The sequence below is a fragment of the Pseudomonas hygromyciniae genome, from assembly GCF_016925675.1.
Taxonomy (GTDB): Bacteria; Pseudomonadota; Gammaproteobacteria; order Pseudomonadales; family Pseudomonadaceae; genus Aquipseudomonas; species Aquipseudomonas hygromyciniae.
The window spans coordinates 2526493-2551836 of record NZ_CP070506.1; the positions used below are offsets into that span (position 1 = coordinate 2526493).

The following is a 25344-nucleotide window of genomic DNA, read 5'->3' on the forward strand; positions in this document are numbered from 1 at the left end:
ATGTTCTTCAGCAACCTGCGTGGCGCTGACCAAGGGCTGGTGACCAATGACGGCACTGGCCTGTGGAGCAGCATGATCGGTCGGAGCAGGTCGGCCGCCGGGGTCAAGGTCACGCCCGACAGCGCCTTGGCAATCACGGTCTTGCAAAACTGCGTCACGCTGCTGGCCGAGAGCGTGGCCCAACTGCCTCTTGAGATGTACCGCCGCCTGGGCGATGGCAAGCGCGAGTCAGCGTCGAATCACCCGCTGTATGACGTGTTGCGGTACCAGCCGAACCCCTGGCAGACGCCTTATGAGTACCGCGAGTGCAGTCAGCTCGCATGCGGCCTACGCGGCAATGCCTACAGCTTCATCGAGCGTCACGACGATGGATCGGTGAAGGCGCTGTATCCGATGCACAACGACAAGGTGACGGTGCTCAAAGGCCCGGATCTCCTGCCGTATTACCGCGTGGGCGGCCATGACCCGTTGCCCATGCGCCTGGTGCATCACGTGCGCTGGCACACGAAAAACCATTACACCGGCATGTCGCCCATTGAGTTACACGCCGATGCGGTGGGCCTGGCCCAGGCCGTCCGGCATTACGCGAGCAAGTCATTTGCCAACGGCACGGCGGTCAGTGGCGTGATCGAGCGGCCGAAAGAATCGGTGGCGATCAAGGACGAAAGCAGCATCCAGCGCATCGTTGACCAGTGGGGCGAGAAGTTCTCCGGCGTCGACAACGCGAAAAAGGTCGCGATGCTCCAAGAGGGTATGACCTTTAAGCCGCTGTCGATGAGCAACGTCGATGCCGAGCTGCTGGGCATTCTCAAGATTACCGGCACCGACCTGGCCAGAATCTACAAGATCCCGCCGCACATGATTAACGATCTGGAAAAGGCCAGCTACAACAGCCTGGAACAGTTGCTGATCCAGTACGTGATCTTTGCCCTGATGCCCTGGGTCAAGCGCCACGAAGAAGCAATGATGCGTGACTTCCTGCTGCCTGGGGAGCGCCGTCAATACTTCATCGAGTTCAACCTTTCAGGGTTACTGCGTGGCGACCAGAAGAGTCGCTACGACTCCTACGCCGTTGGCCGTCAGTGGGGCTGGCTGTCAATCAACGACATCCGCCGGCTGGAAAACATGCCTCCGGTGGCCAATGGCGATATTTACCTGCAGCCGCTGAACATGACTGACGTCGCCAACGAGCTGCCCAATATGCACAACCCCAACGTCCGCGCACAGCTGGAGCAGCAGCGCGACGACATCGTGAGGATGCTTGCCGCATGAAACGACACCTCAGGGCTGCCAGCCTGCTGTTCAATCAGCCGCTGCTAGTCACCCCGGACATGCTCGACTTGGGCATGCGCTGGGCCAACAACACAATGAGCCTGAACATCGTCAATCTGGATATGGGCGCACTGTCCGGCATGTCTGCCGAACCCAAGCTGTTCTATGACGATGATGACTACGAACGCCGAGTGATTGAGCGGGAAGAGCAACGCCGGGCGGCCATTGGGCAAACCGGTGTAGAAGTGATCCCCGTCTCTGGCGTACTGGTCAGTCGCGGCAGCCACCTGGCTGCTTGTGAAACCATGACCAGCTACGAAGATTTGCGGCGAATGATCAACACAGCGGTGGCCGATCCGATGGTCGAGCATATCGTGCTCGATATCGACAGCCCGGGCGGCAGCGCGGTCGGGGCCTTTGAGTTGGCCGCCGATATCCGTGCGGCCACCCAGATCAAGCCCATTACCGGCTTGGTCAACTTCATGGCTTACTCCGGCGGCTACCTGTTGGCGGCGGCATGCACGGAAGTGGTGGTTAGCCTCACATCAGGTGTCGGCTCCATTGGCGTTATCGCCAGTCACATGGACCGTTCCCGCATGTTGGAAGGGGCGGGAGTGAAAGTGACCACTGTGTATGCAGGGGCTCACAAGAATGACATGAGCCCCGATGAGCCGCTCACCGATCAGTCGCTGCAGGTGCTCAACACGTTGGTGCAGGAGAGTTATCAGCTCTTTACCAGCCATGTCGCCGAGTATCGGAACCGTGATGTGGCCGACATCATCGCCACCGAAGCGGCCTGCTACCGAGGTCCGGCCGCGCTCGCTGCTGGTCTTGCGGATCGCTTGCAAACACCGCAGCTCACCGTGGACAACCTGTCCCGCGCCGTCGCGGCCAGCCGCACCCAACGCCAGAGCAGTGTGCAGGCCCGCCAACGCATCAGCGTCCAGGCCGCCGCCATGAACATCCAGGCGCAGCTCTAACACCGACACACTCTGACCGCGTTCGCGGCAGTGATACCGACCGCCCAAGTGGCGGTTTTTTAATGCCCAGGAGGCAGCATGTCCTTAGTAACCCAACTGCGTAGCGAACGCGCCCAGCTCAATGGACAGATCCAGGCCCTGGCCCAGATCGAGGCCGGTGGCGGCTCTCTCACCGCCGAGCAGCTCGGCCAATTCACTCAGCTCAGTGCTGACTTCAACAGCCTCGGTGACAAGATCGCCCGGGCCGAATCCGCCGAGCGTGCAGCGGCCAGTGCGGCAGTAGAGGTTGATGTCAGTGCCCAGGGTATTACCGGCCCACCCAAAACCCATATCAGCGGCCCATATGCCGCCAAGCCAGTGCTCGGCGCTAACATGGCGCAAATGGTTCGCGTACTGGCAGCCACCCGTGGCGACCAACATGCGGCAGCCAAGATGGCCCACGACGCAGGCATGAACCCGGAAATTGCCATGGCCCTCAGCACCGTTACACCGGGGGCCGGTGGTGTACTGGTGCCCCAGGGTTTTTCCTCGGAGGTCATTGAACTGTTGCGACCCAAATCGGTGGTGCGCAACCTGGGTGCTGTGTCGCTGCCGCTGCACAACGGCAACCTGACCATTCCGCGCATCAAGGGCGGGGCGGTGGTGGGCTACATTGGTAGCGACGATGATATGCCGACCGCCGGTATGCAGTTCGACGATTTGAAACTGTCGTCGAAAAAAACTCGCTGCCCTGGTGCCGATCAGCAATGACCTGCTCAGTTACTCCGGGGTCAACCCGAACGTAGACCGCATGGTGGTCAACGACTTGACCAGCTCTGTCGCCACTGCCGAGGACTTGTCGTTCATTCGTGGGGCGGGCACCGGCAACCTGCCGAAGGGCCTGCGCTTCTGGGCCCCGGCCTTCAACGTGTTTGCGGCGCCGGCCGAGATGACCTTGGCGGCGGTCGAGTTGGCATTGTCCGCGCTGATCCTGCGCTTGGAGAATGCCAACTCCAACATGATCGCCCCAGGTTTCATCATGGCGCCACGTACCAAGCGCTGGTTGGCTGCACTGCGCGACGGTAACGGCGCCAAGGCGTATCCCGAGCTGGACCTGAACATGCTCAAGAGCTTTCCGGTCGGTACCACCACTCAGGTGCCTATCAACCTGGGCACTGATGGCGATGAATCGGAGATCCACTTTGCGGACTTCGGCGATTGCTTCATCGGCGAAGACGACGCCATGGTCATCGATTTCAGCAAGGAAGCCACCTACAAGGACTCCAGCGGCAATATGGTCAGCGCGTTCCAGCGCGACCAAACGCTGGTGCGTGTTATCGCCAAGCATGACTTCGGGCCGCGCCACGTCGAGTCGGTGGCGGTGATGACCGGCGTTAAATGGGGCGCCACGCTCTAACACACCTTGGCCTGGGGAACCGGGCCAATCCTTCATTGTTGTTTAGAGGTTTACTCCCCATGACCAAAGCAATCGTTGCTCTGATAATTGTCCTGTTCACGAAAAACTGGCGGGCTTACGCCGCTGGCGAAACCGCTGGTTTTGACGAGGCAACAGCCGAATCGTTGATCGAGGGCGGATACGCGGTCGAGTACGACGCCGATGCGCAGGCCAATGCGAAAAAGACCAAGGCCGTCGCTCCCGCGCCGAAACCACCGGCTGCAAAAGCAAAGAAACAGACCAAGGCCCCCGAGGTGGCCAAGTCTACAGTGGTGGATCCCGAAAACCCTCCTGCAGACGATACTGATCTGCTCGAAGATGAAGAAAATCCGCCGCCTGCGGATGAAGTGCAGCAGGATGAGCCTGAAGAAGAGAAACCCTAGCCATGTCTCTGCTGCTCGCCCATACGGGCCCCGAGCCCCTGACCTACGAGGATGTGGTGATCCAGTGCCACCTCGACCCTGATGATGAGGACACAGCCGAGCGCGATCTGATCGAGCGAATCATCATCCCGGCGGCACGCGGGCTGGTCGAGCGGACCACGGGTGCGGCGATCCGCAAGGGGCGCTACCGCGATCACTTGCCGGTGATTCCGGCCAGCAACGTGTTTGCAATCACCACGGGCCAGGCTTATGAGCTGGAAAGCATCGTCCTGGGCGTTACACCGGGGGCACCGGCATTGGATGCTGCGCTTTGCTACCTGGTCAACATCGGCAAGGAATCGCTGCTTTACACCCAGCAAGGTCAACCGTGGCGAGATGTGGCGGGTAGCAGCCCCCAAGGGATGATGGTCACCTACCTTGCAGGCATCGATATCGACCAGCACCCCTCGGTACGCCATTACCTGTTGCTGGCTGCTGCCTGGGCTTATCGGCACCGTGAGTTGCTGTCCATTGGGCAGACGCTCCACGAATTGCCGGAACGTTATCTGCTGACACTGGTGGATGGCATCACCGTTCCGCCGAGGATCTGACATGGCGATTCGTGAACCAGGTGCCGGTGAACTGAACCGGCGGGTGAGGGTGCGGCGCCGTGCAGACCTGCCAGCCGCTGATATGGGGCTGGACTCGGTGTTCTCCGAGCGAAAGGTGCGCTGGGCCAGGATCGAGCCGGTTGGCACGGCGGTGTATGCAGAGGGTGTACAGACCGAAAACAAGCTCACTCACCGCATCACCTTGCGGTTCCTGAAGGGTGTCACCGATGCCCATGAAGTGGTGCATGGAAGCACCATCTACCGGGTCAAACGCAGTGCTGACATGAACGGCACCCACCGCTTCACCATGTTGGAAGTTGAGGAACAGGGTGAGTCCCTGGCGGGAGACAGCATCTATGGCTAACTCAGTGGGAGTGGACGGATACATTCATATCGAGGGCTTCGAGAAGTTCGAGCGCGAAGCCTTCGACAAGAAAAAGATCCGCGCCGCCATGCGCAAGGTCGGCAAGCTGGTACGGCAGAAAGCCCAGATGAACGTCGGTCTGGCCCGTGGACAGGACAGTTACCCGGTCAATCGAAGTGGAGCGCTACAGGACTCCATCAACTTCAAGCTTTCCCGCTCGGGGTTTCTGGTAAAGGTCGCGCCGTACTTGACCTCCGCTATGGGTAAGGAGTTTTACCCGGCCTATCTGCATTTCGGGGTCAGGCAGGGTAATGCCCTCAAACCATTAGCGGCCGGCGCGGGTCGGGGCAAGAGCAATCGCCGCGCGCGCGGGGAGCGGTCCAAGCATGTGGCGGCTCGCAAGGCAAACGGATGGCGGATTGAACCTCGGGCGAATTACATGAGCGATGCGCTGCAGGATGCTGGCTCGGATGTGCGGGCGATTCTGTCCAGGGCATTTGCTGATGCGCTTGGATAGACGGTTCTTACCCTCTCAAAAACTCGCCTTGGCGAGTTTTTTTATTCTTGGATTTTGCCGATGAAGGTCACCCCGATAGTTGCGCACTTGCGCGAGTACTGCCCCAGCTTCGCCCAGCGCGTGGCGGGCGGGATTGATTTTGAGGCCGTTGCTGCGAGTGCAAAACTGAGTCGGCCTTCGGCTTATGTGATTCCAATCGGAGACAAGGCCGGGAACAACGATATCCAAACGGGTGTACGGCAGGACATCAGCGACAAGTTCGATGTAGTGCTGGTCCTCGACACTCAGGATGAGCGCGGCCAGGAAGCTGCGGACCTGGTGCATGTGTTCCGTGCCGAGTTGTGGCGGGCGTTGATCGGCTGGAAACCCGGGCCTGAATACGACCTGATCGAGTACGAAGGCGGCGAACTGATCTCGATCAACCGCAATCGCACCATCTACCGCTTCACCTTCGCCTCGGACTTCCAGTTGGGGCGTAACAGCTCCGATCAGCCCGCTGAGACCTGGCACGAGTACGAGCTTGACGGCCTGCCACCGTTTACCGGCATGACCATCGACATGGACTGCATCGACCCGGCAGACCCCAACTTGCAATCCCCCGGCCCGGATGGGCGTATCGAAGTGAAATTCTCAGGAGATGTAACACCATGAGCAAGCGCATCACCGTGGTGCCGGCCGATGGCCGGGCCGTACCTGATCCTGAGGCGGGCGACCTGTTGCCGGCTGCGGGGCGGGAAGTTCCAGACAACGCCTGGTGGCGCCGCCGTCTGGCGGATGGCGACGTGACAACCAAGGCTGCGAAAGCGGCGAAACAAGAGGGGGCTAAATAATGTCCATCGGATTCAGCAATATCCCGGCCGATCTGCGTGTTCCGTTGTTTTATGCGGAGATGGACAACTCGGCGGCCAACAGTGCGTCGTCGACCATGCGCCGGCTGATTGTCGGTCAGGTCAATGAGGGGGCCGATAGTGCCGACGTTGGCTCCCTGGTGTTGGTGCCCAGTTTGGCCCTGGCCAAGACCATTGGCGGTCAAGGTTCGATGCTGGCGGCGATGTACGAGGCCTGGCGCAAGGTTGATCCTGTGGGTGAAGTCTGGTGTTTGCCGTTGCAGGGGGCCGAAGGCGCAGCAGCCAAGGCCACCGTTACACTGACCGGCGCTGCCACGGAGGCAGGTTTGCTGACCCTGTATGTCGCGGGCGTTCGGGTCCAGACAACGATTACCAGTGCCGCAACCGCGACGCAGGCGGCGGCTGCCTTAGCTGTGCGAATCAACGCGACCCCAGATTTGCCTGTCACCGCTGCGGCGGCCGAGGCGGTTGTCACCCTGACCTGTAAATGGAAGGGCGAGAGCGGCAATGACATCAGCTTGCAGCTAAATCGTCTCGGCAAAACCAATGGTGAGGCAGTGCCTGCTGGCTTGACTGCAGTAGTTACCCCTATGGCCACTGGTACGGGGGCCCCCGATCAGGTAGCGGCGCTTGCTGCCATGGGCGACGAACCTTTCGAGTTCATCTGCATGCCCTGGTCCGACACCACCAGCCTCAACGCCTGGAAGGCAGCGATGGACGACAGCGTGGGCCGCTGGAGCTGGGCCAAGCAGTTGTTCGGCCACGTCTACAATGCCAAACGTGGCACCCTCGGTACGCTGGTGGCGGCGGGCCAGGTGCGCAATGACCAGCACATGACCATCCAGGCCATGGAGGCGGGTGTGCCGCAACCGTTCTGGGTACAGGCTGCATCGTTGGCTGCGCGTACGGCGGTTTTTATCTCGGCCGATCCTAGTCGCCCGACCCAGAGCGGCAGTATGCCGGGCCTGGATCCTGCACCGGCCAGTGAGCGTTTCACGTTGACCGAGCGCCAATCGTTGCTCAGTTACGGTATGGCAACGGCGTACTTTGAGGGCGGTTACGTTCGCATCCAGCGGTCGATCACCACCTACCAGAAGAACGCCTATGGGCAGCCGGACAACTCCTATCTGGACAGCGAGACGATGCATCAGTCGGCGTTTATCATTCGCCGGCTCCAAGGTGTGATCACCAGCAAGTACGGCCGCCACAAACTGGCGAACGACGGTACCCGCTTCGGTGCTGGGGCGCCCATCGTGACGCCGAGCACTATTCGTGGCGAACTGATTGCCCAGTACGCCAAGTTGGAGCTGGAAGGGCATGTGGAGAACTCCGAACTGTTCGCCCAGCACCTGATTGTCGAGCGTGATGGCAAGGACCCTAGCCGGGTCAACGTGCTTTTTCCGCCGGACTATATCAACGGCTTGCGTGTCTTCGCGCTGCTCAACCAGTTCCGCCTGCAGTATGACGCTGCGGCGTAACGTTGCCCCTGAACACCAGGCCCGCCCAGCGCGGGCGTTTTTATGCGCGGAGATAAACCATGGGACAAAAAGTAGCGGGTACCGCCTACGTCAAAGTAGACGGCTCCCAGTTGACTATCAACGGTGGCGCCGAGGCCCCGCTGATGGAGGTAAAGCGTGAGACGGTGGTGCCTGGATACTACAAGGAAGAAGACGTGGCCCCTTGGGTCAAGTTCACGGCGGTGCACACGTCGGACCTGGATATCAAGAAGCTGGTCAATGGCACGGATATGACGGTGACCGTCGAGTTCAAGAACGGCAAGGTCTACGTGCTGGCTGGTGCCTACCTGGTGGACGAGCCCAGCTCCAAGGGCGACGACGGCAGCATTGAGCTGCAATTCGATGGGATCAAGGGGACGTGGCAATGAGTGAGTCGATCAAGCTGAGCGGGCCAATTGATGCCCATGGCGAGCAACTGAGCGAACTGACCCTGCGCCGGCCGACGGTGCAGGAGGTACGGGCGATTAAGGCCATGCCGTACAAAGTCGGTAAGGATGAAGAGGTTACGCTCGATACGGATGTTGCAGCCAAGTACATCGCCGTTTGCGCGGGCATTCCACCTTCCTCAGTCAACCAGCTGGACCTCGCTGACTTCAATACCCTGTGCTGGGAAGTGGCCGGTTTTTTCATGAAGTCGGCGTCACCTCAGCCGAAGACCTGATTGCCGTCAGTTACGACCTGGCCTGGTACTGGAGGGTCGACCCTGAAGTGATGATGTCCAGATCGTTGGACCTCATCATCGAGTCGCAGGAACAGGCGCTGCGAATCAATGCACACCGGCAGGAACCGTAATGGCGGATAAATTTCAGCTCAAGGCGTTAATCACTGGCGTCGACAAGTTGTCGCCAAAATTAGCCGGCATCCAGAAAAATGTTGGTTCGTTCAGGAAAAACCTCGAAAAGACGGGTCTTGGGAAAATTGGTATCCAAGATCTGGTGACCGGCGGGGCTATGGCTGCGCCGTTTGCTGTCGGGGTCAAATCGGCAATCGCTTTTGAGTCCGAGATGGCTAACGTCAACAAGGTCGTTGACTTCAAAACCCCAGAGCAATTCAAGCAGATGGGGGAGGACATCACCCGCATGTCCGAAGTTCTGCCCATGGCGGCGGGTGATATCGCCAAGATTGTCGCGGCTGGTGGCCAGGCGGGGTTCGCGCAAAACGAGCTGCTGGGCTTCGCTGAAGCGGCGCTCAAAATGGGCGTTGCCTTTGACCAGACCGCCGATCAAAGCGGCGACATGATGGCCACATGGCGCACGTCCTTCAAAATGACTCAGGGCGATGTGATCGGCCTTGCCGATCGCATCAACTATCTGGGCAACACCGGTCCGGCGAATACCAAGAAAATCTCCGATATTGTCACCCGGATCGGCCCTCTCGGTGAGGTGGCCGGCCTCGCTTCGGGGCAGATTGCGGCGTTGGGCGCGACGATGGCCGGTGTGGGTGTGGAACAGGAAGTGGCGGCCACCGGCATCAAGAACTTTATGTTGGCGATGACTAAGGGATCTTCGGCCACCAAGGCTCAGTCGCAAGCGTTCAAGGCGATCCGCCTGGATTCCAAGGAAGTCGCCAAGTCGATGCAGACAGATGCGCAGGGCACGATCCTGAACATCCTTGAGCGGATCGGCAAGGTTGACGCCGCATCGCGGGTGGGGTTGTTAACGCAACTGTTCGGGTCGGAGTCGGTGACCTCAATTGCCTCGCTGCTCACCAACCTCGACTTGCTCAAGGGCAACTTGAACAAGGTCGGTGATGCATCCCTGTATGCGGGCTCAATGGAGAAAGAGTACGCGGCCCGTGCAGCGACCACCGAAAACAACCTAGGGTTGCTGCGCAATGCAACCAGCAACGTGTCGAAGGCCATTGGTAATGCTCTGTTGCCTGCGGTCAACGCGGTGGTGGATGTGGTGCGGCCTATGGTGGTGCAGTTTGGCAAGCTGATCGAAGCCAACCCGGATGTGGTCCGTGGTGTGGCGGCAGCGGGTATTGCGTTTACGGCGCTGCGCCTTGGTATCGTTACGACCATCGTCGCCACCAAGCTCTTGTCGTTTGCTATGAAGGCCAATCCAATCGGCATCGCCGCGACGGCGATCGCTCTTGCTGCCGGGTTGATCGTTACGAACTGGTCGGCCCTTGCTCCATACTTTAGTGCCATGTGGGCCAAGATCCGGGGCCCCACACTGGCGGTCTGGGAGCTGCTCAAGGCCTTTGCCGCGTACACGCCCATAGGCTTGATCGTCGCCAACTGGGAGCCCCTTACGGGATTCTTCAAAGCGCTGTGGGGTGTTGTTGTGGCGCTCTCGACGCCGGTGATGGACTTCCTAAAAGTGATATTTGATTGGTCGCCGCTAGGGCTAATCGTCAAGAACTGGGAGCCTATCAGCGCTTGGTTCAGGAGCCTCTGGGATGAGCTTCGGCCCATCATCGAACCGATGATGAAATTCTTCGGAGGAGGCGAGGGCGGTGATGGCCTGATCAAAACCGCCACTGCAAAGGCGAATGACTTCGCCGAAGCGCAGCGGATCCGCAACGCAGGTGAGGGCGGTGGTACTGGAGAGTTTCTCAAGGCCAATGCCGCGCAGGTCGTCCGGAATCAACAGACGTTTCGCAACGTCACGCAGGGCGGTGCTGATGTGTCGCAGTTGCTACGTCGGCCCGACCAGTCGCCGCCGGTCAACCTGTTGGCGGCCAGCAACTCCGGCTCTTTGCTGACTCGACCTGGAACACTGGCTGCGCCCGGCAGCGTCCCGCAGCAGGCAGCCCAAAACAATCGCGCCCAACTCACAGGCGAGATGAACATCCGCTTCAGCAACGCCCCGCCCGGGTTACGGGTGGATCCACCGAAAACCAATCAGCCCGGACTGAGCGTCAAGCCCAGCGTGGGCTATCGCACACTGGGCTCTGGAGGAACGCAGTGACAAAGACCTGGCGCGACGACTTGTTGCCTGCATCCTTCAGGGGAATCAAGTTCCTGATCGAGCAGGCAACGGTCCCGGTTGGCCGCAAAGGCCAGTTGCATGAGTACCCCCAGCGCGATGAGCCGTTCTTCGAATCGCTGGGTAAGCAATCCCAGGTGCACAGGGTGAGCGCCTTCGTAATCGGCGCCGACTGTTTTGAGCGCCGTGACAAGCTGCTGGAAGCGCTGGAGAAGGAAGGCCCCGGCGAGCTGGTCCACCCGTGGTTGGGCCGGATGCAGGTCGATGTGGGCGAGTGTGACCTTTCCCATAGTCGGCCCGAAGGTGGCATGGCGCGGTTGGAGCTGACGTTCTACCCCAGCAAGCCGCGCAAGTTTCCCGCCGGCACAGCGAACACCCAGCAGCAAGTGGTCAAGTCGTCGGAGACGCTGCTGCAATCGGCGCTGCGCCGTTACAAGGCGGCGATGGCGCTGGTGGACAAGGCACGGATCAACATGATCGGCCTGCGCAATGGATTGTCGAATGTCTACGCGATCATCCAGCGGCAATTCACGCCGTTCCTGGGGCTGTTCACCAACCTCAGCGGGTTTATCCAGTCGCTGGTGAACTCTCCATCGGCGTTGAGTGCGTTGTTTTCCAGCTACTTCAGCGACTTCTCCACGTCGGGGCTGTTCCGCACTGGCGTCAGTCGCTCCAGCAGCTCCAGCGGGCAGGGTACGAGCGGAGCCGGCATGGTGACTGCGCCGAGCTACCGCAACTCGGTCGCGGTGGCTTCGCAGCACGCCGAGGCAGTGACCAGTATCAATACAGTCCAACAGGCCGGTGGGGTGGACACCACCGACGCAGCCCAGGCGGTGGCAGATCTGGTACAGGATGCACTGCTGGTACAGGTGGCCTTGATCATCAGCGAAATGCCGGTGGCCACCCAGCCAGTGACGGTGGAGTCCACGCCGTCGATTGACCACCAGGCGGTGCAGCCGGTCGAGCGGCCCGAAGTGCCGGTAGCTGATGATGTGATCGAGCTGCGTGACGCCTTGAGTGAGGCCATCTGGGAAGCCTCTCTCAAAGCCGACCCGGAGCACTACCAGGCGCTCAACACGCTGCGCCAGGCGCTGGTCAAGCACCTGACCGCCGTAGCGGCCTCGGGCGTGCGACTGGTGGATATCACGCCGGCTGAAACCTTGCCGGCCCTGGTGTTGGCCTACCGCCGCTTCGGTGACGCCACGCGCGCCGGTGAGGTGGTTCAGCGCAATCGCATTCAACACCCAGGCTTTGTGCCGGCGGTACCGCTGAAAATCGCTCAGGAGTAACCCATGCTTGATACCGCGAATGCCGTCAGCCTGACCGTTGACGGCCTGGATTATGGCGGCTGGAAATCGGTGTCGATATCGGCGGGCCTAGAACGTCAGGCCCGTGACTTCAATCTGTCGATCACATGGCGCTGGCCAGGGCAGGCGGTTTCGATCCCCATCCGCCAGGGTGCCAAATGCATGGTGCGTATTGGTGGGGATCTGATTCTCACCGGTTGGGTGTTCGCCACGCCGATCAGCTACGACGATAAACAAATCACTTTGTCGATCTCCGGTCGGTCCCTGACCGCTGACCTGGTGGACTGCGCAGCCGTGAACAAGCCTGGGCAGTGGAAAAACCAGGGCGTCCTCAGCATCGTCAAGGCACTGGCGGCGCCTTACGGGCTGGCCGTGCGCAGCGAGATTGCCGAAACCGGCAAGCTCTCGGATCACACCATCGAGCCAGGTGAGACCGCGTTTGAATCCATCGACCGGTTGTTGACTCTGTTTCGAGTGTTCTCCACCGACGATGCCAAGGGCATGGTGGTGTTGGCCAAGCCTGGAAGTGAGGGCAGGGCAGTGGACGCCCTGGAGCTGGGCAAGAACGTGTTGTCGGCCAATGCTGAACTGGACTTTTCCATGGTGTTTTCGGAATACCGGGTGTTGGGCCAGCGCAGCGGTACCGACGACGAATTCGGTGAGCAGGCCGCCGAGGTGGCGGCAACCGTCAGCGATGGCCGCACCACACGCAAGCGCGTGTTGATCATCCACGAAACTGGGCAAATGACCTCGACCCTGGCCCAGAGCCGGGCCAACTGGGAGCGTGGCCAGCGGATGGGCAAGGCGCTGGCCACCACCTACAAAGTGCAGGGTTGGCGGCAATCGAACGGTGCGCTTTGGCGTCACAACATGCTGGTGCGTGTTGTCGATCCGGTGATCGGCTTCGACCGCGACATGCTGATTGCCGAGGTCACCTATTCCCTGGGGCCCGAAGGCACGATCACCACCATGCTGGTGGGCCCGCCGGATGGTTTTGAGCCCGAGCCGCACGACCCGCACAAAAACAGAAAACTCAAGAAGGGCGGCAAGGCCGACAACTTCGAATACCTGCTGCCTGCTGATTGGAAACCCACCGAATGAGCCTACTCAACCGAATGCTGGTGCGCGGCACCGTGGTGCTGGTGGACTCAGCCAGAAAGCTGCAAGCCCTGCAGATGCGCCTCACTGCTGGGGAGGTCAAAGACGGCCTGGAACATTTTGAGCCTTATGGCTTCACCAGCAATCCGCTGACGGGTGCCGAGGGGATCGCCGCGTTCATCGGTGGTGACCGCTCCCACGGGGTGCTGCTGGTGGTGGCGGATCGTCGGTACCGGATTCAGGGTCTGGAGCCTGGGGAGGTGGCCATCTACACGGACGAAGGCGCCAAGATACATCTCAAGCGCGGGCGCATCATCGACATCGAGGCGGATGTCATCAACTTCAAAGCCGCTACGGCGGTGAACTTTGATACGCCGGCAATCACCCAGACCGGCACGATCACCTCAGATGGCGATCAGGTGGCCGGTGGCGTCAGTCAGATCAATCACCCGCACGGCGGGGTGCTGCGTGGCGGTGACCAGTCAGGGGCTCCGATAGGGGGTGGCGGATGATCGTCGAACCCAGTCTAGAGGCTTCACTGATTCGCGCTGTGGTGATCAGCCTGTTCACCTGGCGCCGCGCCGCGACCGATGACCCGGTGGACGACGATGAGCGCTTCGGCTGGTGGGGTGATAGCTATCCAACCATCGCCGACGACCGTATCGGCTCGCGGCTGTGGCTCCTGCGACGGGTGAAGCTCACTTCGGACACTCAGCGTGATGCCGAATTCTACGCACGGGAAGCGCTGCAATGGCTGCTCGATGATCAGCAGGTGCTGGAGGTCGAGGTGCTCACTGAACGCGCTAACAGTCACCGCCTCAACCTGCGCGTGATTCTCACGGTACCCAGCGGCGCCCGTCTGCAAATCAACTCAAGCCAACTTTGGCAGGTGATCTATGCCGTTTGATACTCCTTCGCTCCCGGTGCTGGTCAACCGTACCCAGAGTGACTTGGCCGGGGACGCGCTGCGACGCTCCGATGCGCAAGTGTTGTCGCGAGCATTGAGTGGCGCAGTCTATGGGCTGTATGGCTACTTGGACTGGATTGCCGAACAGATCTTGCCCGACACAGCGGATGAAGAAACTTTGGAGCGCATTGCCAGCCTGCGCTTGAGTCAACCGCGTAAGGCAGCCCAGGCGGCAGAAGGTACTGCCAGCTTCACGGCTGCCGCTGGCCGGGTGGTGGATGTCGATACGGTGATGCAATCGAATGACGGCCGGGCCTATCGCGTTACCGAAAGCGTGCCAACGGTCGCGGGTACCAATACCGCCAAGCTGGAAGCGTTGGATGCGGGCACGCTGGGCAACATCGAATCCGGTACGGTATTGACGTTAATTCAGCCCGTCGAGGGGCTTGCCAGCACCTTCACGGTGTTGGCCCCTGGGTTAATCGGCGGTATCGCCCAGGAAAGCGTCGAGTCGCTACGTGCGCGGGTGGTGCGATCGTATCGCGTGATACCCCGCGGCGGCTCGGCGGACGACTACGAAACCTGGGCATTGGAGGTGCCCGGTGTAACTCGCGCCTGGTGCCGACGAAACTTCCTAGGGCCTGGTACCGTCGGGCTGTTTGTCATGAGCGACGAAGACGCCAATCCGATCCCCGATGCCGCGCAGCTCGCGGAGGTGAAGGCCTATATCGAGCCGTTGCGGCCCGTCACAGCCGAGCTGTACGTGCTTGCCCCGGTGCAGGTGCCGGTGGTGTACCAGATTCGCCTTACGCCAGACACCAGTGCCGTTCGTGCGGCTGTCGCAGTGCAGCTGCAGGACCTGCACAGCCGTGAGGCAGGGTTGGGCGATAAGTTGCTGATCAGCCACATTCGCGAATCGATCAGCAGCGCCGTCGGGGAGACCGATCATGAGCTGGTAGCGCCAACGACTGACGTTGCAGCCGCCAGCAATCAACTGCTGACTTTCGGGGGTTGCCTATGGCTGGATTAAGGACCGCCGAGCAATACCGTGCCCAACTGCAAGCACTGCTACCCGCTGGTCCTGCATGGGATCCGGAGCTGGTCCCCGAGGTCCGGCTGATTCTATCGGGGGTATCGCTGGAGTTTGCAAGGCTGGAGGGCAGGGCGTCGGACATGCTCAATGAGATGGACCTGGGTGGTGTGAGCGAGTTGGTGCCCGACTGGGAAAAGGTAATGGGTCTGCCAGACGAATGCCTGGGTCCGAATCCAGCGTTTGAGGATCGGCGCCTGGCGGTTCGCCGGCGTTTGGTGGAGGTCGGTGGACAGAGCCGTGCGTACTTCATTGAGATCGCCGTTAGCCAGGGATACCCCGGCGCAACTATCACTGAATATCGAGCGCCCCGTATGGGGCGTTCTCGTTTTGGCGCTGCGCACTTCGGAACCTGGGGTGCCCAGTTTATTTGGGTGCTGAACACCGGTGGGCGTCAGCGTGCAGGCCGACGATTCGGCGCGAGCTTCTGGGGGGAGCGGTTCGGTACCAATCCAGGTGACGCGCTTGAGTGCCTGATCCGTAGGCCGGCGCCGGCGCACACCGTTGTGCATATCAATTACGACTGAGGGGTAAAACCGTGGATTTTCCGAAAAGTGTGCCCAGCGTTGGGTTGGTAGATGGCAAATTTATTGATGAGGACGCTCTGTCAGGCACTCCTGGATCGCTCATCCCTTCTGCGTGGGGCAACGCAGTTACTTTAGAAATTTTAAATGTACTCCAGGCGGCAGGTCTGGTTCCAGACGAGGATGACAACGCCCAGCTCTTGGCCGCTATTTCGAGTCTTGTCGAGGGCGTGGCGCTTGAGTTTGCCAGCCAGGCGGAGGCGGTGGGTGGAGTGAACGAGGTTAAAGTGATGAGTCCACTTCGCGTGGCTCAGGCAATAACTGCTGCGTTGACAGCGGCAACGGAGTCCGCTTATGGACTTGTAAGGATTGCAACGCAGGCACAGACGAACACAGGTGCAGCGGATGATGTGGTTATCACCCCCAAAGAAACTGGCCGCGTTTGTCTCTAATTCTTTGACTTCCGCAACAGAATCGGCTCACGGACTTGTGAGGATTGCAACGCAGGCACAGACGAACACAGGTGCAGCGGATGATGTGGTTATCACCCCAAAGAAACTGGCCGCGTTTGTCTCTAATTCTTTGACTTCCGCAACAGAATCGGCTCACGGACTTGTGAGGATTGCAACGCAGGCACAGACGAACACAGGTGCAGCGGATGATGTGGTTATCACCCCAAAGAAACTGGCCGCGTTTGTCTCTAATTCTTTGACTTCCGCAACAGAATCGGCTCACGGACTTGTAAGGATTGCAACGCAGGCACAGACGAACACAGGTGCAGCGGATGATGTGGTTATCACCCCAAAGAAACTGGCCGCGTATGTAGCATCCAAAAGCAACCTTATCGGTATCCAAGGCTCTTTTAAGAACCTTGCATTGTCTTCTGGCGGGTCTGACCGTTATGTGTCGGCGGCTATTGATGAGTTGTTGGTGGAAGATACTAGTGGCTTTTTCCTAAAGCTGAGTAACATCTCTCTGACGATAGATACGACAGCATACGGCGCCAATGGCCTGGACTCTGGTTCGGCCACGGCGTCTACGTGGTATAGCATTTGGGCCATTAGTAATGCGACAGGGAGTGTCGTGGCAGGGCTTCTATCTATCAACGTCAACTTACCTGCATTGCCTGCTGGGTATACCCACAAAGCACGCATCGGGTGGCTCAGAACAGATGCAAGTCTTTATCCGCTTCGCTTCTCCCAGTTTGGAAAGAGGGCCCACTACGACCTTGGTGGTAATGTTCCTTCATTCCCGACTGTAGCAACGGGCGCAGCCAGCACTGCAATCACCGTATCTCTAGCAAGCTTGGTGCCGCCGACAGCAAAGTATGCGCACTTGGTAGGGGGGACGGCGAACGGCGGTTACATTGGATTCGCCCCAGCCGGCGGGTTTGTTTCGACGCCTGGTGCGGGCTACCTGAGCCCATCCCAGCCCAATGGATTCCCATTTGCTGGTGGGTATAACGCGTCTAGCCCCGTGCCAACAGCCGTTGGTACGATTAACTTGAGAAGTCTCTCGGTTATGTACTGCGCCACGGGCGCCTCATCTATTCTTCAATGTATGGGTTGGGAGGATAATTTATGATTTATGGCGGATACGCAGTTCGGAAAGATGGGCAGGGGTGGCGTTCGGTTGATGGCTCAGAAGCTGATCCGGAAAACAAAGACTGGATCTATCCTGATTATGAAACCGAAGAGTTTTCGCAAGATACCCCACCTATTCCAATAGCTTCGCCAGAAGAGATTCTTGCTGCTGCAAACAGTCATCGGGACATGTTGTTGACCTTTGCCACGCTTCGAGTCAACCCGCTGCAAGATGCAGTGGATTTGGAGGAGGCTACCGAGGCAGACATCGCCAGTTTGAAGAGCTGGAAGAAGTACCGGGTATTAGTGAATCGCGTTACTGACCAGGCAGCTTATCCTCACACGATAGTCTGGCCACCGCAGCCATCTGAATAAATCACAAATTCGGGCCGCTATTGAGCGGTTTTTTTTCGTCTGGAGAAAGCTATGCCGATAACCGAGCAACAGTTGCTGCAGATCCTCCCGAACGCCGGCCGCCAAGCCGGCGTTTTTGTTCCTGTGCTGAACGCCGCTATGGGCAAGTACGGGATCGTGACCAAGCTGCGTATCGCCGCATTCATCGCCCAGGTCGGGCACGAGTCAGGCCAGTTGCGCTACGTGCGCGAGATCTGGGGGCCTACTGCACAGCAGGCCGGATACGAGGGCCGCGCTGATTTGGGCAATACCGTGAAGGGGGACGGCTCCAAGTACCGTGGCCGGGGGCTAATCCAGATTACCGGCCGGGCAAACTACGCTGCGTGCGGCGAAGCGCTGGCCCTGGATTTGATCAATCACCCGGAGTTGCTGGAGCAATCGCAGCACGCCTCGATGTCGGCGGCGTGGTTCTGGTCGACGAAGGGCCTTAATACCCTGGCGGACAAAGGTGAGTTCTTGAAGATCACCCGGAGGATTAATGGCGGGGTGAATGGCCTTGAGGATCGCCAGCGGCTATACGCCCAGGCGCAGAAGGTGCTGGCATGACCCTCGGCCAGATCCTGGCTGTGGTGCTGCTGGCAATGGCCACCAGCGCCGCGGGCACATGGCAGGTGCAGGACTGGCGCATGGGCAAGCAGTTGGCGGAGCAGGGGGCCCAGTTTCAAACAGACCTTGGGTTGGTCAGCGCGGTGGCCGCCAAGCAGGTGAGCGACGAGCAGGGCAGGCGCCTAGCCCTGGAGAAGACGCTGGCCACATCCGATCAACAACACACCCGAGAACTATCCGATGCTCAACGCAACCAGGTTCTACTGCGTGACCGCCTTGCTACTGCTGATATGCGGCTGTCAGTCCTTCTCGACGCCACGGATTCAGCCAGCTATTGCAACGTGCCTGCCGCCTCCGCCTCCAGCGGCGTGGTTCATGGCCCCACAAGAGCCCAACTTGACCCAGCGCATGCTCAACGAATTATTGGAATCACCGATGCCGGCGACCAAGGATTGATCGCCCTGCGAGCCTGTCAGGACTACGCAAAAGAAGTCTCTATACCAAAGTAAAAGGAGCGGCCGGGCAGGATGCGTCAACATCCAACCCGGCCACCTTCCTCGCAGATTACCCCTGCAAGTCCAGCCAAGGCTCCTGCTTCGTGCACAAAGCGGAGCGAGCCTAGCACTGTTTATCCATACAGCAAAGGTCTTGCTTTTATATGTCCACACCCATCATCCCTTGGATGGGCGGCAAACGCCGCCTAGCCGATCGCCTTATCCCGCTCTTTCCGCCACACGAATGCTACGTTGAAGTATTTGCCGGCGGCGCCGCGCTGTACTTCATGCGTCCCCAGGCAGCGCCGGTTGAAGTCCTCAATGACATCAACGGCGACTTGGTGACGCTGTACCGCGTAGTGCAGAACCACCTGGAGGAATTCGTGCGCCAGTTCAAATGGGCGCTGAGTTCCCGCCAAGTGTTCGAGTGGCAGAAGATGACCCGCCCTGAAACCCTCACCGACATCCAGCGTGCCGCCCGGTTTTTCTACCTGCAGCACCATGCCTTCGCCGGCAAGGTCACGGGGCAGACGTTTGGTACCGCGACTACTGGCCCGGCCATAAATTTGCTGCGGATCGAGGAAAATCTATCTGCAGCATGGCAGCGGTTGTCCGGTACCTATGTTGAAAACCTGGGCTGGCTTGAGTGTGCCGAGCGCTACGACCGTGCTCATACCTTTCACTACATGGATCCGCCTTACTGGCAGACGGCCGGCTATGGCGTGGATTTCCCCTTTGAGAATTACGAGCGTATGGCTGACTTTATGAGGCGCTGCAGTGGCAAGGTCATGGTCAGCATCAATGATCACCCGGACATTCGCCGAGTCTTTGCCGGCTTCCATTTTGAAACAGTGGACATCCGCTATAGCAACACAAACCAACGGCAGGGAAAGGCCGATGTCAGCGGAGAATTGGTGATTATGAACTGGGAGCCTGCAGCTTTTGGGGGGCTGTTTTAATGATCGCTATCAGTCGACTTGATCGGCTTGCTATGTGTTTACGGTAGAGCGTTACTGTGGTCACGCAAACGAAGGATGAACCCCATGGAAACCGCCGACCACTATTTGAATGTCTTCCCCTCTGAGCTTCTTGCGGCGGCCTCGCGAGGTGAGATTGACCTTAACGAACTGGCAGCTATTGTGTTGGCTGGCCGTGGGCTTGACCTCAACGCGACCTGGGTAGGCTTCCCGGCGGCCGCTCGACTGCTCGAACAGCGCCGGCAGGGTTAATCATCCTCCGGTGATAAAGGGAGCAATAATTCAGCTCCCTGGTTTTTCACGTTCCCCACCTCTTTGCCAACCGCATACCACTCAAAATCCTCAGTGGGTTGGCAGCACTCATTGGCTATCTCTTCGGCCCGCTCTGGCGCAAGACCTGGATCCAGCCACTCCCTGGCATGCTCAGGTGTCAGTACCAAAGGCTTGCGGTCATGGATGTCCACCATCCCCTGGTCACTGGCAGCGGTGATGATCACGAAACCGTCTCCTTCTTGGGGCTCCATGCCCAGGCTCACTTGGGCGAGTGCTCCGAAAAACATGGGTTTCTGGCTTTTCAGGCGAATGAAGTAAGGCTGTTTTTTCTTCGGCTCATCGGGGTCTTTGACCCACTCATACCACCCTTCACTTGGCACCACGGCGCGGCCATTCGGCCACAGTTGCTTGAAGAACTTGCCCGTGGTGACAGTCTCCACGCGAGCGTTGATCGGGTCTGGGCGTTTGTCCTTGGCCCAGAACGGCGCCCATCCCCATTTGACTGCATCGATATGCAGGCGATCCTTTACGGTGTGCAGCAGTTGCACCCGTGTCGAAGGAGCGACGTTGTAGCGATTGATCGGCGCGGCGTCATACCCACTGAATAGCTCTATCTGTGGGTTCAACTCTTCGATAAAGATCGCCATCCCCTCGTACTGCACGAATCTCCCGCACATACGCACCCCTCCGCCTGTCGAAATATCCCACAGAAAAATTGACCGCAAGCGGCCTACAAAGTTAACTGTACATTCGTACAGTATTTGTAGAAAGGCGCGCCATGAGCTTTACCATTCTAGGTCCCATCGCCGAAGCCGGCGCAAAACTGCCTCTGTGTTCCTTTCAGGTTCCGGCCGGCTTTCCATCGCCGGCAGCGGATCACATCGAGCAGCACATCTCATTGGATGAGGTCCTGAACATCCGTGCGCCTCATGTGTACCTGGTAGTGATCACTGGCGAGAGCATGCAAGGGGTGGGGATCTTTGAGGGCGATCTGGCCGTGGTGGATCGTGCCATCGAGCCGGTCCACGGGCATGTGGTCGTAGCCCTACTGAACAATGAGCCCATCTGCAAGCGCCTGTGCAAGCGTGGGAAAGATGTCATCCTGTTGTCGGAAAACCCGAAGTATCCGGCGCGCTACATCCTGGAAGGCGACGAGCTTTCAATCTGGGGGGTGATTACCAGCACCGTGCGCAGCCATGTCTAAGGCGCCTGTGTTCGCTCTGATCGACTGCAACAGCTTCTATGCGAGCTGTGAGCGGGTCTTTCGCCCCGACCTGGCCAAGGTGCCTATCGTAGTACTCAGCAATAACGATGGCTGTGTTATCGCCCGCAGCTACGATGCGAAGCCTTTTATCAAAATGGGCGAGCCCTATTTCCAGATCAAGCACAAGCTAAAGCAGCACGGCATCGTCCCGTTTTCCTCAAATTACGCCCTGTATGGGGATATGAGTGAGCGGGTAATGACTGTGATCGAGAGCATGGTGCCTGCGGTCGAGATCTACAGTATTGATGAAGCATTCGCCGATTTGACTGGCATTGATGGCCTGGACGCCCTCGGGCGAAAGATTCGGGCCCAGGTGCTGCGCGGTACCGGCATTCCGGTTGGCGTAGGTATCGCCACTACAAAGACCTTGGCCAAGCTTGCTAACCACACGGCAAAGCGGTTACAGGCCCAGACCGGTGGCGTGGTGAACATCACCGATCCGGCAAAGCGCGACTGGGTGCTGCGCAATACCGACGTGGCCGAGGTGTGGGGTGTCGGACGAAAAATGAAACTTCACCTCGACGCCCTGGGTATCAAGTCGGCAATGGACCTGGCCAAGGCGGATCCGTGGACGCTGCGCAAGAGGTTCAGCGTTGTGATCGAGAAGACGGCCAGGGAGCTGGGCGGCACGCCTTGTCTGGAGCTGGACGAGCCAGATCCGCCAAAGCAGGAGATTTGCTGCAGTCGCATGTTCGGCCAGCGGCTGACGGAGCTGCCGCCTATCAGAGAGGCTGTGGCGACCTACATGATGCGGGCTTCTGAAAAGCTTCGCGCCCAGAACTCGCTGTGCAAGAAGGTGCGTGTATGCATCCGCACGGGCATGTTCAATCCAGAGGAGGCGAAGTATGCCAGCGGGGTAGTGGTAGACATGCCGTATCCCACCGATGACGTGCGACTGCTGACAAAGGCGGCTGTTGATGCTGTCGACCTTATTTACCGGCCAGGCTTTAAATACAGTAAGGCTGAAGTGATGCTGCTCAACCTGTGTCAGCCCGGCGAATACACCGATCATCTGTTCGCTACTTCGCAGCCTGCCGAGTCCGCCCGAGTTATGGCCGTGCTGGACGAGATAAATGGACGGTGGGGCAGGGGAGCGCTGCGGTCAGCCCGCGTGCCCAGTAACCCAGCCTGGGCTATGCGCCGGGAGATGATGAGTCAGCCCTATACTACCAGTATTAACCAGCTCTGGAGGGTTTATGCTACATAACTTCGTAAGTTAGTCCTTGTTCTTGCTGAATTTGACTTGCATGGTGAACGGAATAAGAGATGTAGAGTCTAGTATTATGGATTTCACTAACGGTTCGATCACTCTGTTTCCTGACATTATTGTGTAGCTGAATCGATATTCTTTCTCCTTTGCGAAGGGGGATGGCGGCTTGATAAAAACTAGGTCGCTCATGAGCGCCAGATAGTTCGTGATGTCAGTTTCATTTGAGCTGGTGAAGTGCGCTTCTCTTGGGAGGTATTTAATTGCACCCATTGTCAAGTCAACGGAGATATCATGCAGTGGGATGTCATATGGAATTACATGATTTCCTGTGTTTCTTCCGTTGATAATGGCTTCTCTCAAAATGCCACCGAGCTCAAATCCAAAATGGCGAGACCAGTGCTCCGATAGAAACCATGAGTCGTTGTACTCAGGGAATATGCTCGAGCACTCTTTAGGGTCGTCGACCATTGACATACAGAAAATAAATCCGTTTAGAGAGTGGGCGGTTGCAGGATCTGAGTGCAACACGGTTATTGAATTGAAGCGGGAGCATCATGCCGCATCACCACGGCTTCTTGCATCACTTCGCCCATCACCTCGATCGGGCATTTGAAGTCGAAGCGTTTGCGCGGTCGCATATTCAGTTGCAAAGCGATGGCGTCCAGGGCTTCCTGACTATGCACCGACAAGTCCGTGCCCTTGGGCAGGTACTGGCGGATCAGTCCATTGATGTTCTCATTGCTGCCGCGTTGCCAGGGGCTGTGCGGGTCGCAGAAGTAGATCGCCACCCCGGTCCGCTGGGTGATCTCGGCGTGCCGCGCCATCTCCCGGCCCTGGTCGTAGGTCATGCTCTTGCGCACCGCCAGCGGCATGCCATTGAGCGCCGCACTGAAGCCCTCCAGCGCCGAGGTCGCCGTCGCGTCGGCCATCTTGATCAGCATCAGGTAGCCGCTGGTACGCTCCACCAAGGTGCCCACCGCCGAGGCATTGGCCTTGCCCTTGATCAGGTCGCCCTCCCAATGGCCTGGCATCAGCCGGTCTTCGACCTCCGGCGGGCGCACGTGGATGCTGAGCATTTCAGGGATCTGGCCGCGCCGATCGACGCCGCCAGAGCGCGGCCTGCGACTCGTCTTGCCCTGGCGCAGGCAGATGATCAGCTCCTTGCGCAGGCCACCGACCGGCAGGGCGTAGATCGCGTTATAGATCGTCTCGCGGCAGACGTAGGCCTCTCTGAGGCTGGGTATGTTCATGCTGCGCAGCTTGCCGGCAATCTGCTCGGGAGACAAACCCTCACGCAGCATATGGACGACCAGCTCGAAGCGCTCACTGCCCGGCAGCAGCTTGCACTGAGGCCTGCAGACCTGGCGGCGGACCTGCATCTGCTGCTGGGCAGCACAGGCCTGGTAGCGGGTGCCAGGGGCCCGGTTGCGGCGCAGCTCCCGGCTGATGGTCGAGGGGGAGCGGCCGAGCATCCGGGCAATTCGCCGCTGGCTGAAACCTTGGGCAAGGCCGAGTTGAAGGGTCGCACGTTCGGGGATACTGAGTTCGTGATAGGACATAGTGGCAGCACCGTACCGGAAAGGTCAGGTGTTGCACTCAGTTTTTGCGGCCGCCGTGCCTTTCTATAGTTGCATGAGATTTTTTCATTGTTATCATGTTGCCGACGATTTTTTCGAATCCCATAGGTCGTAATGTTGCGTTGGTTCTGCCTGGGAATCTGTAGCCCCCGTTACCTATATTTATGGCTGGGCTAGCAAATGTATTGAAAACGTCTACTGGGACTGTTACCCCGGATTCAAAGCTGAGCTGGAAGCGTAGAAGACCCTCTTCTTTATCTGCGATATGCTGTAGCTCTGTTTCACGATACTCATAAAGTGTGCCTAACTTAATAGTGCCATTCTTTATATTAAAATCATTCATGCAGCTTTTTGCGAAAAGCATGTTCGTCCTCGATATTAGTGGCTGTGAATTGCTGTGCCATAAATAATAGTCGTTCCGATGAAGGTTAGAAAGCGTCGATTATCATTTTCTTTCCATTTGATCCTAGCTGCGCTGATGCTCATTGGTCTCGTCCATGCAGCTATCAAATATGGCTCCGTCGCCGAAGCTGAAAGCAGAGGTTGTGCGATCCGCGTGGTACAAGCTCAATCACGAAAATAACTCATTGATTCAACGAGTCCGTCTTTGCTCTTCTAGTGGCTCGCCTGAGGCAGCATTGATGATCGAGTTCCTGAACAGTCAACGCGATCACTTGGATCTGTGTATTCGTGATGCTGTGGCCCTGGCTGAAGATGTATAGATGAGTGTTGATGCTTTCAATGAGAAGAAATGCCGGGACTATCTTCGTCTTATTGAGTCGAGCATTGAGAATATTGACACGCAATCAGGGCGTGGCAGAGAGAAAGGGCAGTGATTTTTTGGAGCGATTTAGTGCAGCAACTGCGTAGTCTTCAAGGCTGGGCAGGCTTTGACCTGCTCGCGCGTGGGGGGGATGAGTTGATGTTCGATGAAATTCCGTGGGGCAAAAATGGGGCAAACCGGACGCCGCCCAATGCATTTATGCATCTATGCGACCTGCTGTGGACAACCGTCGTAGCCAATAACCACGCGCTGGTGCCTCAAAATCACACACATACGTAGCACTTCAACTATGGTGTGATTGAGTCGAGAGGCACGTCTTCATAACCAGCCCGAACGGCAAGATAATCTTCTTTTCATGTTCGTATAACAGCGAGCACAGCATGTGGGCAGTTCACAGCGTTCCAGCCGTGCTCACTCTACCTCCGCTTCCTCCAAGTTGCTGTCTAGCGGAATCTCC

Annotated in this window: 33 protein-coding genes and 1 pseudogene; 30 read left to right on the top strand and 4 right to left on the bottom strand. The window is 58.6% G+C overall.

Going from position 1 to position 25344, the window contains the following annotated elements:
- The 27 genes and pseudogenes from JTY93_RS11025 to JTY93_RS11150 all read left to right on the top strand — a co-directional run bounded on the left by JTY93_RS11025 (position 1) and on the right by JTY93_RS11150 (position 20031).
- Positions 1–1272, top strand: a complete 1272-nt coding sequence (locus JTY93_RS11025; protein WP_205477729.1) for a phage portal protein — start codon at positions 1–3, stop codon at positions 1270–1272.
- Positions 1269–2252 carry a S49 family peptidase gene (locus JTY93_RS11030; RefSeq protein WP_205477730.1) on the top strand — a complete coding sequence of 328 codons (984 nt, stop codon included), beginning with the start codon at positions 1269–1271 and terminating at the stop codon, positions 2250–2252. Before JTY93_RS11025 ends, JTY93_RS11030 begins: the two co-directional genes overlap by 4 nt.
- Positions 2253–2330: 78 nt before the next feature.
- Entirely contained in the window at positions 2331–3002 is a 672-nt protein-coding gene (locus JTY93_RS29565) for a phage major capsid protein (RefSeq protein ID WP_275899797.1), read from the top strand.
- On the top strand, positions 2986–3648 hold the full coding sequence (locus JTY93_RS29570) for a phage major capsid protein (RefSeq protein WP_275899798.1): 663 nt from the start codon (positions 2986–2988) through the stop codon (positions 3646–3648). Before JTY93_RS29565 ends, JTY93_RS29570 begins: the two co-directional genes overlap by 17 nt.
- Before the next feature lie 59 nt (positions 3649–3707).
- Positions 3708–4070, top strand: a complete 363-nt coding sequence (locus JTY93_RS11040) for a hypothetical protein (protein ID WP_205477755.1) — start codon at positions 3708–3710, stop codon at positions 4068–4070.
- Between the two features lie 2 nt (positions 4071–4072).
- Positions 4073–4660 (top strand): hypothetical protein, encoded by a 588-nt coding sequence (locus JTY93_RS11045; protein ID WP_205477732.1) that lies wholly within the window; start codon positions 4073–4075, stop codon positions 4658–4660.
- A 1-nt stretch (position 4661) separates the two neighbouring features.
- Entirely contained in the window at positions 4662–5024 is a 363-nt protein-coding gene (locus tag JTY93_RS11050) for a phage head closure protein (RefSeq protein ID WP_169889942.1), read from the top strand.
- Complete coding sequence (locus JTY93_RS11055) at positions 5017–5541, top strand: hypothetical protein (protein ID WP_205477733.1); 525 nt, start codon at positions 5017–5019, stop codon at positions 5539–5541. The genes JTY93_RS11050 and JTY93_RS11055 overlap by 8 nt, the downstream gene beginning before the upstream one ends.
- 60 nt (positions 5542–5601) lie before the next feature.
- Positions 5602–6192, top strand: coding sequence for a phage tail terminator protein (locus JTY93_RS11060; protein WP_205477734.1), 591 nt, complete (start codon positions 5602–5604; stop codon positions 6190–6192).
- The gene (locus JTY93_RS11065) at positions 6189–6371 is read left to right on the top strand and encodes a DUF2635 domain-containing protein (protein WP_205477735.1); all 183 of its coding nucleotides are present in this window, start codon (positions 6189–6191) and stop codon (positions 6369–6371) included. Before JTY93_RS11060 ends, JTY93_RS11065 begins: the two co-directional genes overlap by 4 nt.
- Entirely contained in the window at positions 6371–7867 is a 1497-nt protein-coding gene (locus JTY93_RS11070) for a phage tail sheath subtilisin-like domain-containing protein (protein WP_205519007.1), read from the top strand. Before JTY93_RS11065 ends, JTY93_RS11070 begins: the two co-directional genes overlap by 1 nt.
- A 59-nt stretch (positions 7868–7926) precedes the next feature.
- Positions 7927–8274, top strand: coding sequence for a phage tail tube protein (locus JTY93_RS11075; protein ID WP_169889953.1), 348 nt, complete (start codon positions 7927–7929; stop codon positions 8272–8274).
- Complete coding sequence (locus tag JTY93_RS11080) at positions 8271–8567, top strand: phage tail assembly protein (RefSeq protein ID WP_205477737.1); 297 nt, start codon at positions 8271–8273, stop codon at positions 8565–8567. Before JTY93_RS11075 ends, JTY93_RS11080 begins: the two co-directional genes overlap by 4 nt.
- A 130-nt stretch (positions 8568–8697) precedes the next feature.
- On the top strand, positions 8698–10821 hold the full coding sequence (locus JTY93_RS11085) for a phage tail tape measure protein (RefSeq protein ID WP_205477738.1): 2124 nt from the start codon (positions 8698–8700) through the stop codon (positions 10819–10821).
- Positions 10818–12128, top strand: a complete 1311-nt coding sequence (locus JTY93_RS11090) for a DNA circularization protein (protein ID WP_205477739.1) — start codon at positions 10818–10820, stop codon at positions 12126–12128. The genes JTY93_RS11085 and JTY93_RS11090 overlap by 4 nt, the downstream gene beginning before the upstream one ends.
- A gap of 3 nt (positions 12129–12131) precedes the next feature.
- Complete coding sequence (locus tag JTY93_RS11095; protein WP_205477740.1) at positions 12132–13247, top strand: phage baseplate assembly protein; 1116 nt, start codon at positions 12132–12134, stop codon at positions 13245–13247.
- A complete protein-coding gene (locus tag JTY93_RS11100) occupies positions 13244–13756 on the top strand; it encodes a phage baseplate assembly protein V (protein WP_205477741.1) in 513 nt (170 codons plus the stop codon). The genes JTY93_RS11095 and JTY93_RS11100 overlap by 4 nt, the downstream gene beginning before the upstream one ends.
- Positions 13753–14151, top strand: a complete 399-nt coding sequence (locus JTY93_RS11105) for a phage GP46 family protein (RefSeq protein WP_205477742.1) — start codon at positions 13753–13755, stop codon at positions 14149–14151. Before JTY93_RS11100 ends, JTY93_RS11105 begins: the two co-directional genes overlap by 4 nt.
- Positions 14141–15181, top strand: a complete 1041-nt coding sequence (locus tag JTY93_RS11110) for a baseplate J/gp47 family protein (RefSeq protein WP_205477743.1) — start codon at positions 14141–14143, stop codon at positions 15179–15181. Before JTY93_RS11105 ends, JTY93_RS11110 begins: the two co-directional genes overlap by 11 nt.
- Positions 15169–15768 carry a YmfQ family protein gene (locus JTY93_RS11115; RefSeq protein ID WP_170060901.1) on the top strand — a complete coding sequence of 200 codons (600 nt, stop codon included), beginning with the start codon at positions 15169–15171 and terminating at the stop codon, positions 15766–15768. Before JTY93_RS11110 ends, JTY93_RS11115 begins: the two co-directional genes overlap by 13 nt.
- 11 nt (positions 15769–15779) lie before the next feature.
- Positions 15780–15989: pseudogene (locus JTY93_RS29000) on the top strand (phage tail protein); the annotation flags it as partial.
- 181 nt (positions 15990–16170) lie between these two features.
- A complete protein-coding gene (locus JTY93_RS11125) occupies positions 16171–17349 on the top strand; it encodes a hypothetical protein (protein ID WP_205519009.1) in 1179 nt (392 codons plus the stop codon).
- Complete coding sequence (locus JTY93_RS11130; protein WP_205477744.1) at positions 17346–17723, top strand: tail fiber assembly protein; 378 nt, start codon at positions 17346–17348, stop codon at positions 17721–17723. The genes JTY93_RS11125 and JTY93_RS11130 overlap by 4 nt, the downstream gene beginning before the upstream one ends.
- Before the next feature lie 51 nt (positions 17724–17774).
- Positions 17775–18308 carry a glycoside hydrolase family 19 protein gene (locus tag JTY93_RS11135; protein WP_205477745.1) on the top strand — a complete coding sequence of 178 codons (534 nt, stop codon included), beginning with the start codon at positions 17775–17777 and terminating at the stop codon, positions 18306–18308.
- Positions 18305–18817, top strand: a complete 513-nt coding sequence (locus JTY93_RS11140; RefSeq protein WP_205477746.1) for a lysis system i-spanin subunit Rz — start codon at positions 18305–18307, stop codon at positions 18815–18817. Before JTY93_RS11135 ends, JTY93_RS11140 begins: the two co-directional genes overlap by 4 nt.
- Positions 18818–18966: 149 nt before the next feature.
- Positions 18967–19761: a DNA adenine methylase gene (locus tag JTY93_RS11145; protein WP_205477747.1), complete on the top strand. Its 795-nt coding sequence runs from the start codon at positions 18967–18969 to the stop codon at positions 19759–19761.
- Positions 19762–19845: 84 nt separating this feature from the next.
- Complete coding sequence (locus JTY93_RS11150; RefSeq protein ID WP_205477748.1) at positions 19846–20031, top strand: hypothetical protein; 186 nt, start codon at positions 19846–19848, stop codon at positions 20029–20031.
- On the opposite strand, the gene JTY93_RS11155 is transcribed toward JTY93_RS11150, so the two are convergent.
- Complete coding sequence (locus tag JTY93_RS11155) at positions 20028–20729, bottom strand: SOS response-associated peptidase family protein (RefSeq protein WP_205477749.1); 702 nt, start codon at positions 20727–20729, stop codon at positions 20028–20030. The two genes, JTY93_RS11150 and JTY93_RS11155, sit on opposite strands and share 4 nt — an antisense overlap.
- Positions 20730–20830: 101 nt before the next feature.
- Between JTY93_RS11155 and JTY93_RS11160 the strand changes: the two genes are divergently transcribed.
- A complete protein-coding gene (locus JTY93_RS11160) occupies positions 20831–21256 on the top strand; it encodes a LexA family protein (protein ID WP_205477750.1) in 426 nt (141 codons plus the stop codon).
- Positions 21249–22523 carry a translesion error-prone DNA polymerase V subunit UmuC gene (umuC, locus tag JTY93_RS11165; RefSeq protein WP_205477751.1) on the top strand — a complete coding sequence of 425 codons (1275 nt, stop codon included), beginning with the start codon at positions 21249–21251 and terminating at the stop codon, positions 22521–22523. The genes JTY93_RS11160 and umuC overlap by 8 nt, the downstream gene beginning before the upstream one ends.
- A gap of 9 nt (positions 22524–22532) precedes the next feature.
- Here the strand turns inward: umuC and JTY93_RS11170 are convergent, their stop codons facing one another.
- Genes JTY93_RS11170 through JTY93_RS11180 form a run of 3 tightly spaced genes read right to left on the bottom strand, consistent with a single transcriptional unit; the run spans position 22533 to position 24467 of the window.
- Positions 22533–23000, bottom strand: coding sequence for a hypothetical protein (locus tag JTY93_RS11170; RefSeq protein ID WP_205477752.1), 468 nt, complete (start codon positions 22998–23000; stop codon positions 22533–22535).
- Positions 23001–23056: 56 nt separating this feature from the next.
- Positions 23057–24085 (bottom strand): IS30-like element ISShes10 family transposase, encoded by a 1029-nt coding sequence (locus JTY93_RS11175; RefSeq protein WP_011711660.1) that lies wholly within the window; start codon positions 24083–24085, stop codon positions 23057–23059.
- A 37-nt stretch (positions 24086–24122) separates the two neighbouring features.
- Positions 24123–24467, bottom strand: a complete 345-nt coding sequence (locus tag JTY93_RS11180; RefSeq protein WP_205480208.1) for a hypothetical protein — start codon at positions 24465–24467, stop codon at positions 24123–24125.
- A 489-nt stretch (positions 24468–24956) separates the two neighbouring features.
- On the opposite strand from JTY93_RS11180, the gene JTY93_RS11185 reads away from it, so the two are divergent.
- Positions 24957–25166: a hypothetical protein gene (locus JTY93_RS11185; RefSeq protein ID WP_205480210.1), complete on the top strand. Its 210-nt coding sequence runs from the start codon at positions 24957–24959 to the stop codon at positions 25164–25166.
- Positions 25167–25344 lie beyond the last annotated feature (178 nt).

Coding starts and splice junctions, on each gene's coding strand:
- JTY93_RS11025 (WP_205477729.1), top strand. CDS start 1: ATGTTCTTCAGCAACCTGCGTGGCGCTGACCAAGGGCTGGTGACCAAT.
- JTY93_RS11030 (WP_205477730.1), top strand. CDS start 1,269: ATGAAACGACACCTCAGGGCTGCCAGCCTGCTGTTCAATCAGCCGCTG.
- JTY93_RS29565 (WP_275899797.1), top strand. CDS start 2,331: ATGTCCTTAGTAACCCAACTGCGTAGCGAACGCGCCCAGCTCAATGGA.
- JTY93_RS11040 (WP_205477755.1), top strand. CDS start 3,708: ATGACCAAAGCAATCGTTGCTCTGATAATTGTCCTGTTCACGAAAAAC.
- JTY93_RS11045 (WP_205477732.1), top strand. CDS start 4,073: ATGTCTCTGCTGCTCGCCCATACGGGCCCCGAGCCCCTGACCTACGAG.
- JTY93_RS11050 (WP_169889942.1), top strand. CDS start 4,662: ATGGCGATTCGTGAACCAGGTGCCGGTGAACTGAACCGGCGGGTGAGG.
- JTY93_RS11055 (WP_205477733.1), top strand. CDS start 5,017: ATGGCTAACTCAGTGGGAGTGGACGGATACATTCATATCGAGGGCTTC.
- JTY93_RS11060 (WP_205477734.1), top strand. CDS start 5,602: ATGAAGGTCACCCCGATAGTTGCGCACTTGCGCGAGTACTGCCCCAGC.
- JTY93_RS11065 (WP_205477735.1), top strand. CDS start 6,189: ATGAGCAAGCGCATCACCGTGGTGCCGGCCGATGGCCGGGCCGTACCT.
- JTY93_RS11070 (WP_205519007.1), top strand. CDS start 6,371: ATGTCCATCGGATTCAGCAATATCCCGGCCGATCTGCGTGTTCCGTTG.
- JTY93_RS11075 (WP_169889953.1), top strand. CDS start 7,927: ATGGGACAAAAAGTAGCGGGTACCGCCTACGTCAAAGTAGACGGCTCC.
- JTY93_RS11080 (WP_205477737.1), top strand. CDS start 8,271: ATGAGTGAGTCGATCAAGCTGAGCGGGCCAATTGATGCCCATGGCGAG.
- JTY93_RS11085 (WP_205477738.1), top strand. CDS start 8,698: ATGGCGGATAAATTTCAGCTCAAGGCGTTAATCACTGGCGTCGACAAG.
- JTY93_RS11095 (WP_205477740.1), top strand. CDS start 12,132: ATGCTTGATACCGCGAATGCCGTCAGCCTGACCGTTGACGGCCTGGAT.
- JTY93_RS11100 (WP_205477741.1), top strand. CDS start 13,244: ATGAGCCTACTCAACCGAATGCTGGTGCGCGGCACCGTGGTGCTGGTG.
- JTY93_RS11105 (WP_205477742.1), top strand. CDS start 13,753: ATGATCGTCGAACCCAGTCTAGAGGCTTCACTGATTCGCGCTGTGGTG.
- JTY93_RS11110 (WP_205477743.1), top strand. CDS start 14,141: ATGCCGTTTGATACTCCTTCGCTCCCGGTGCTGGTCAACCGTACCCAG.
- JTY93_RS11115 (WP_170060901.1), top strand. CDS start 15,169: ATGGCTGGATTAAGGACCGCCGAGCAATACCGTGCCCAACTGCAAGCA.
- JTY93_RS11125 (WP_205519009.1), top strand. CDS start 16,171: ATGATGTGGTTATCACCCCCAAAGAAACTGGCCGCGTTTGTCTCTAAT.
- JTY93_RS11130 (WP_205477744.1), top strand. CDS start 17,346: ATGATTTATGGCGGATACGCAGTTCGGAAAGATGGGCAGGGGTGGCGT.
- JTY93_RS11135 (WP_205477745.1), top strand. CDS start 17,775: ATGCCGATAACCGAGCAACAGTTGCTGCAGATCCTCCCGAACGCCGGC.
- JTY93_RS11140 (WP_205477746.1), top strand. CDS start 18,305: ATGACCCTCGGCCAGATCCTGGCTGTGGTGCTGCTGGCAATGGCCACC.
- JTY93_RS11145 (WP_205477747.1), top strand. CDS start 18,967: ATGTCCACACCCATCATCCCTTGGATGGGCGGCAAACGCCGCCTAGCC.
- JTY93_RS11150 (WP_205477748.1), top strand. CDS start 19,846: ATGGAAACCGCCGACCACTATTTGAATGTCTTCCCCTCTGAGCTTCTT.
- JTY93_RS11155 (WP_205477749.1), bottom strand. CDS start 20,729: ATGTGCGGGAGATTCGTGCAGTACGAGGGGATGGCGATCTTTATCGAA.
- JTY93_RS11160 (WP_205477750.1), top strand. CDS start 20,831: ATGAGCTTTACCATTCTAGGTCCCATCGCCGAAGCCGGCGCAAAACTG.
- umuC (WP_205477751.1), top strand. CDS start 21,249: ATGTCTAAGGCGCCTGTGTTCGCTCTGATCGACTGCAACAGCTTCTAT.
- JTY93_RS11170 (WP_205477752.1), bottom strand. CDS start 23,000: ATGTCAATGGTCGACGACCCTAAAGAGTGCTCGAGCATATTCCCTGAG.
- JTY93_RS11175 (WP_011711660.1), bottom strand. CDS start 24,085: ATGTCCTATCACGAACTCAGTATCCCCGAACGTGCGACCCTTCAACTC.
- JTY93_RS11180 (WP_205480208.1), bottom strand. CDS start 24,467: ATGCTTTTCGCAAAAAGCTGCATGAATGATTTTAATATAAAGAATGGC.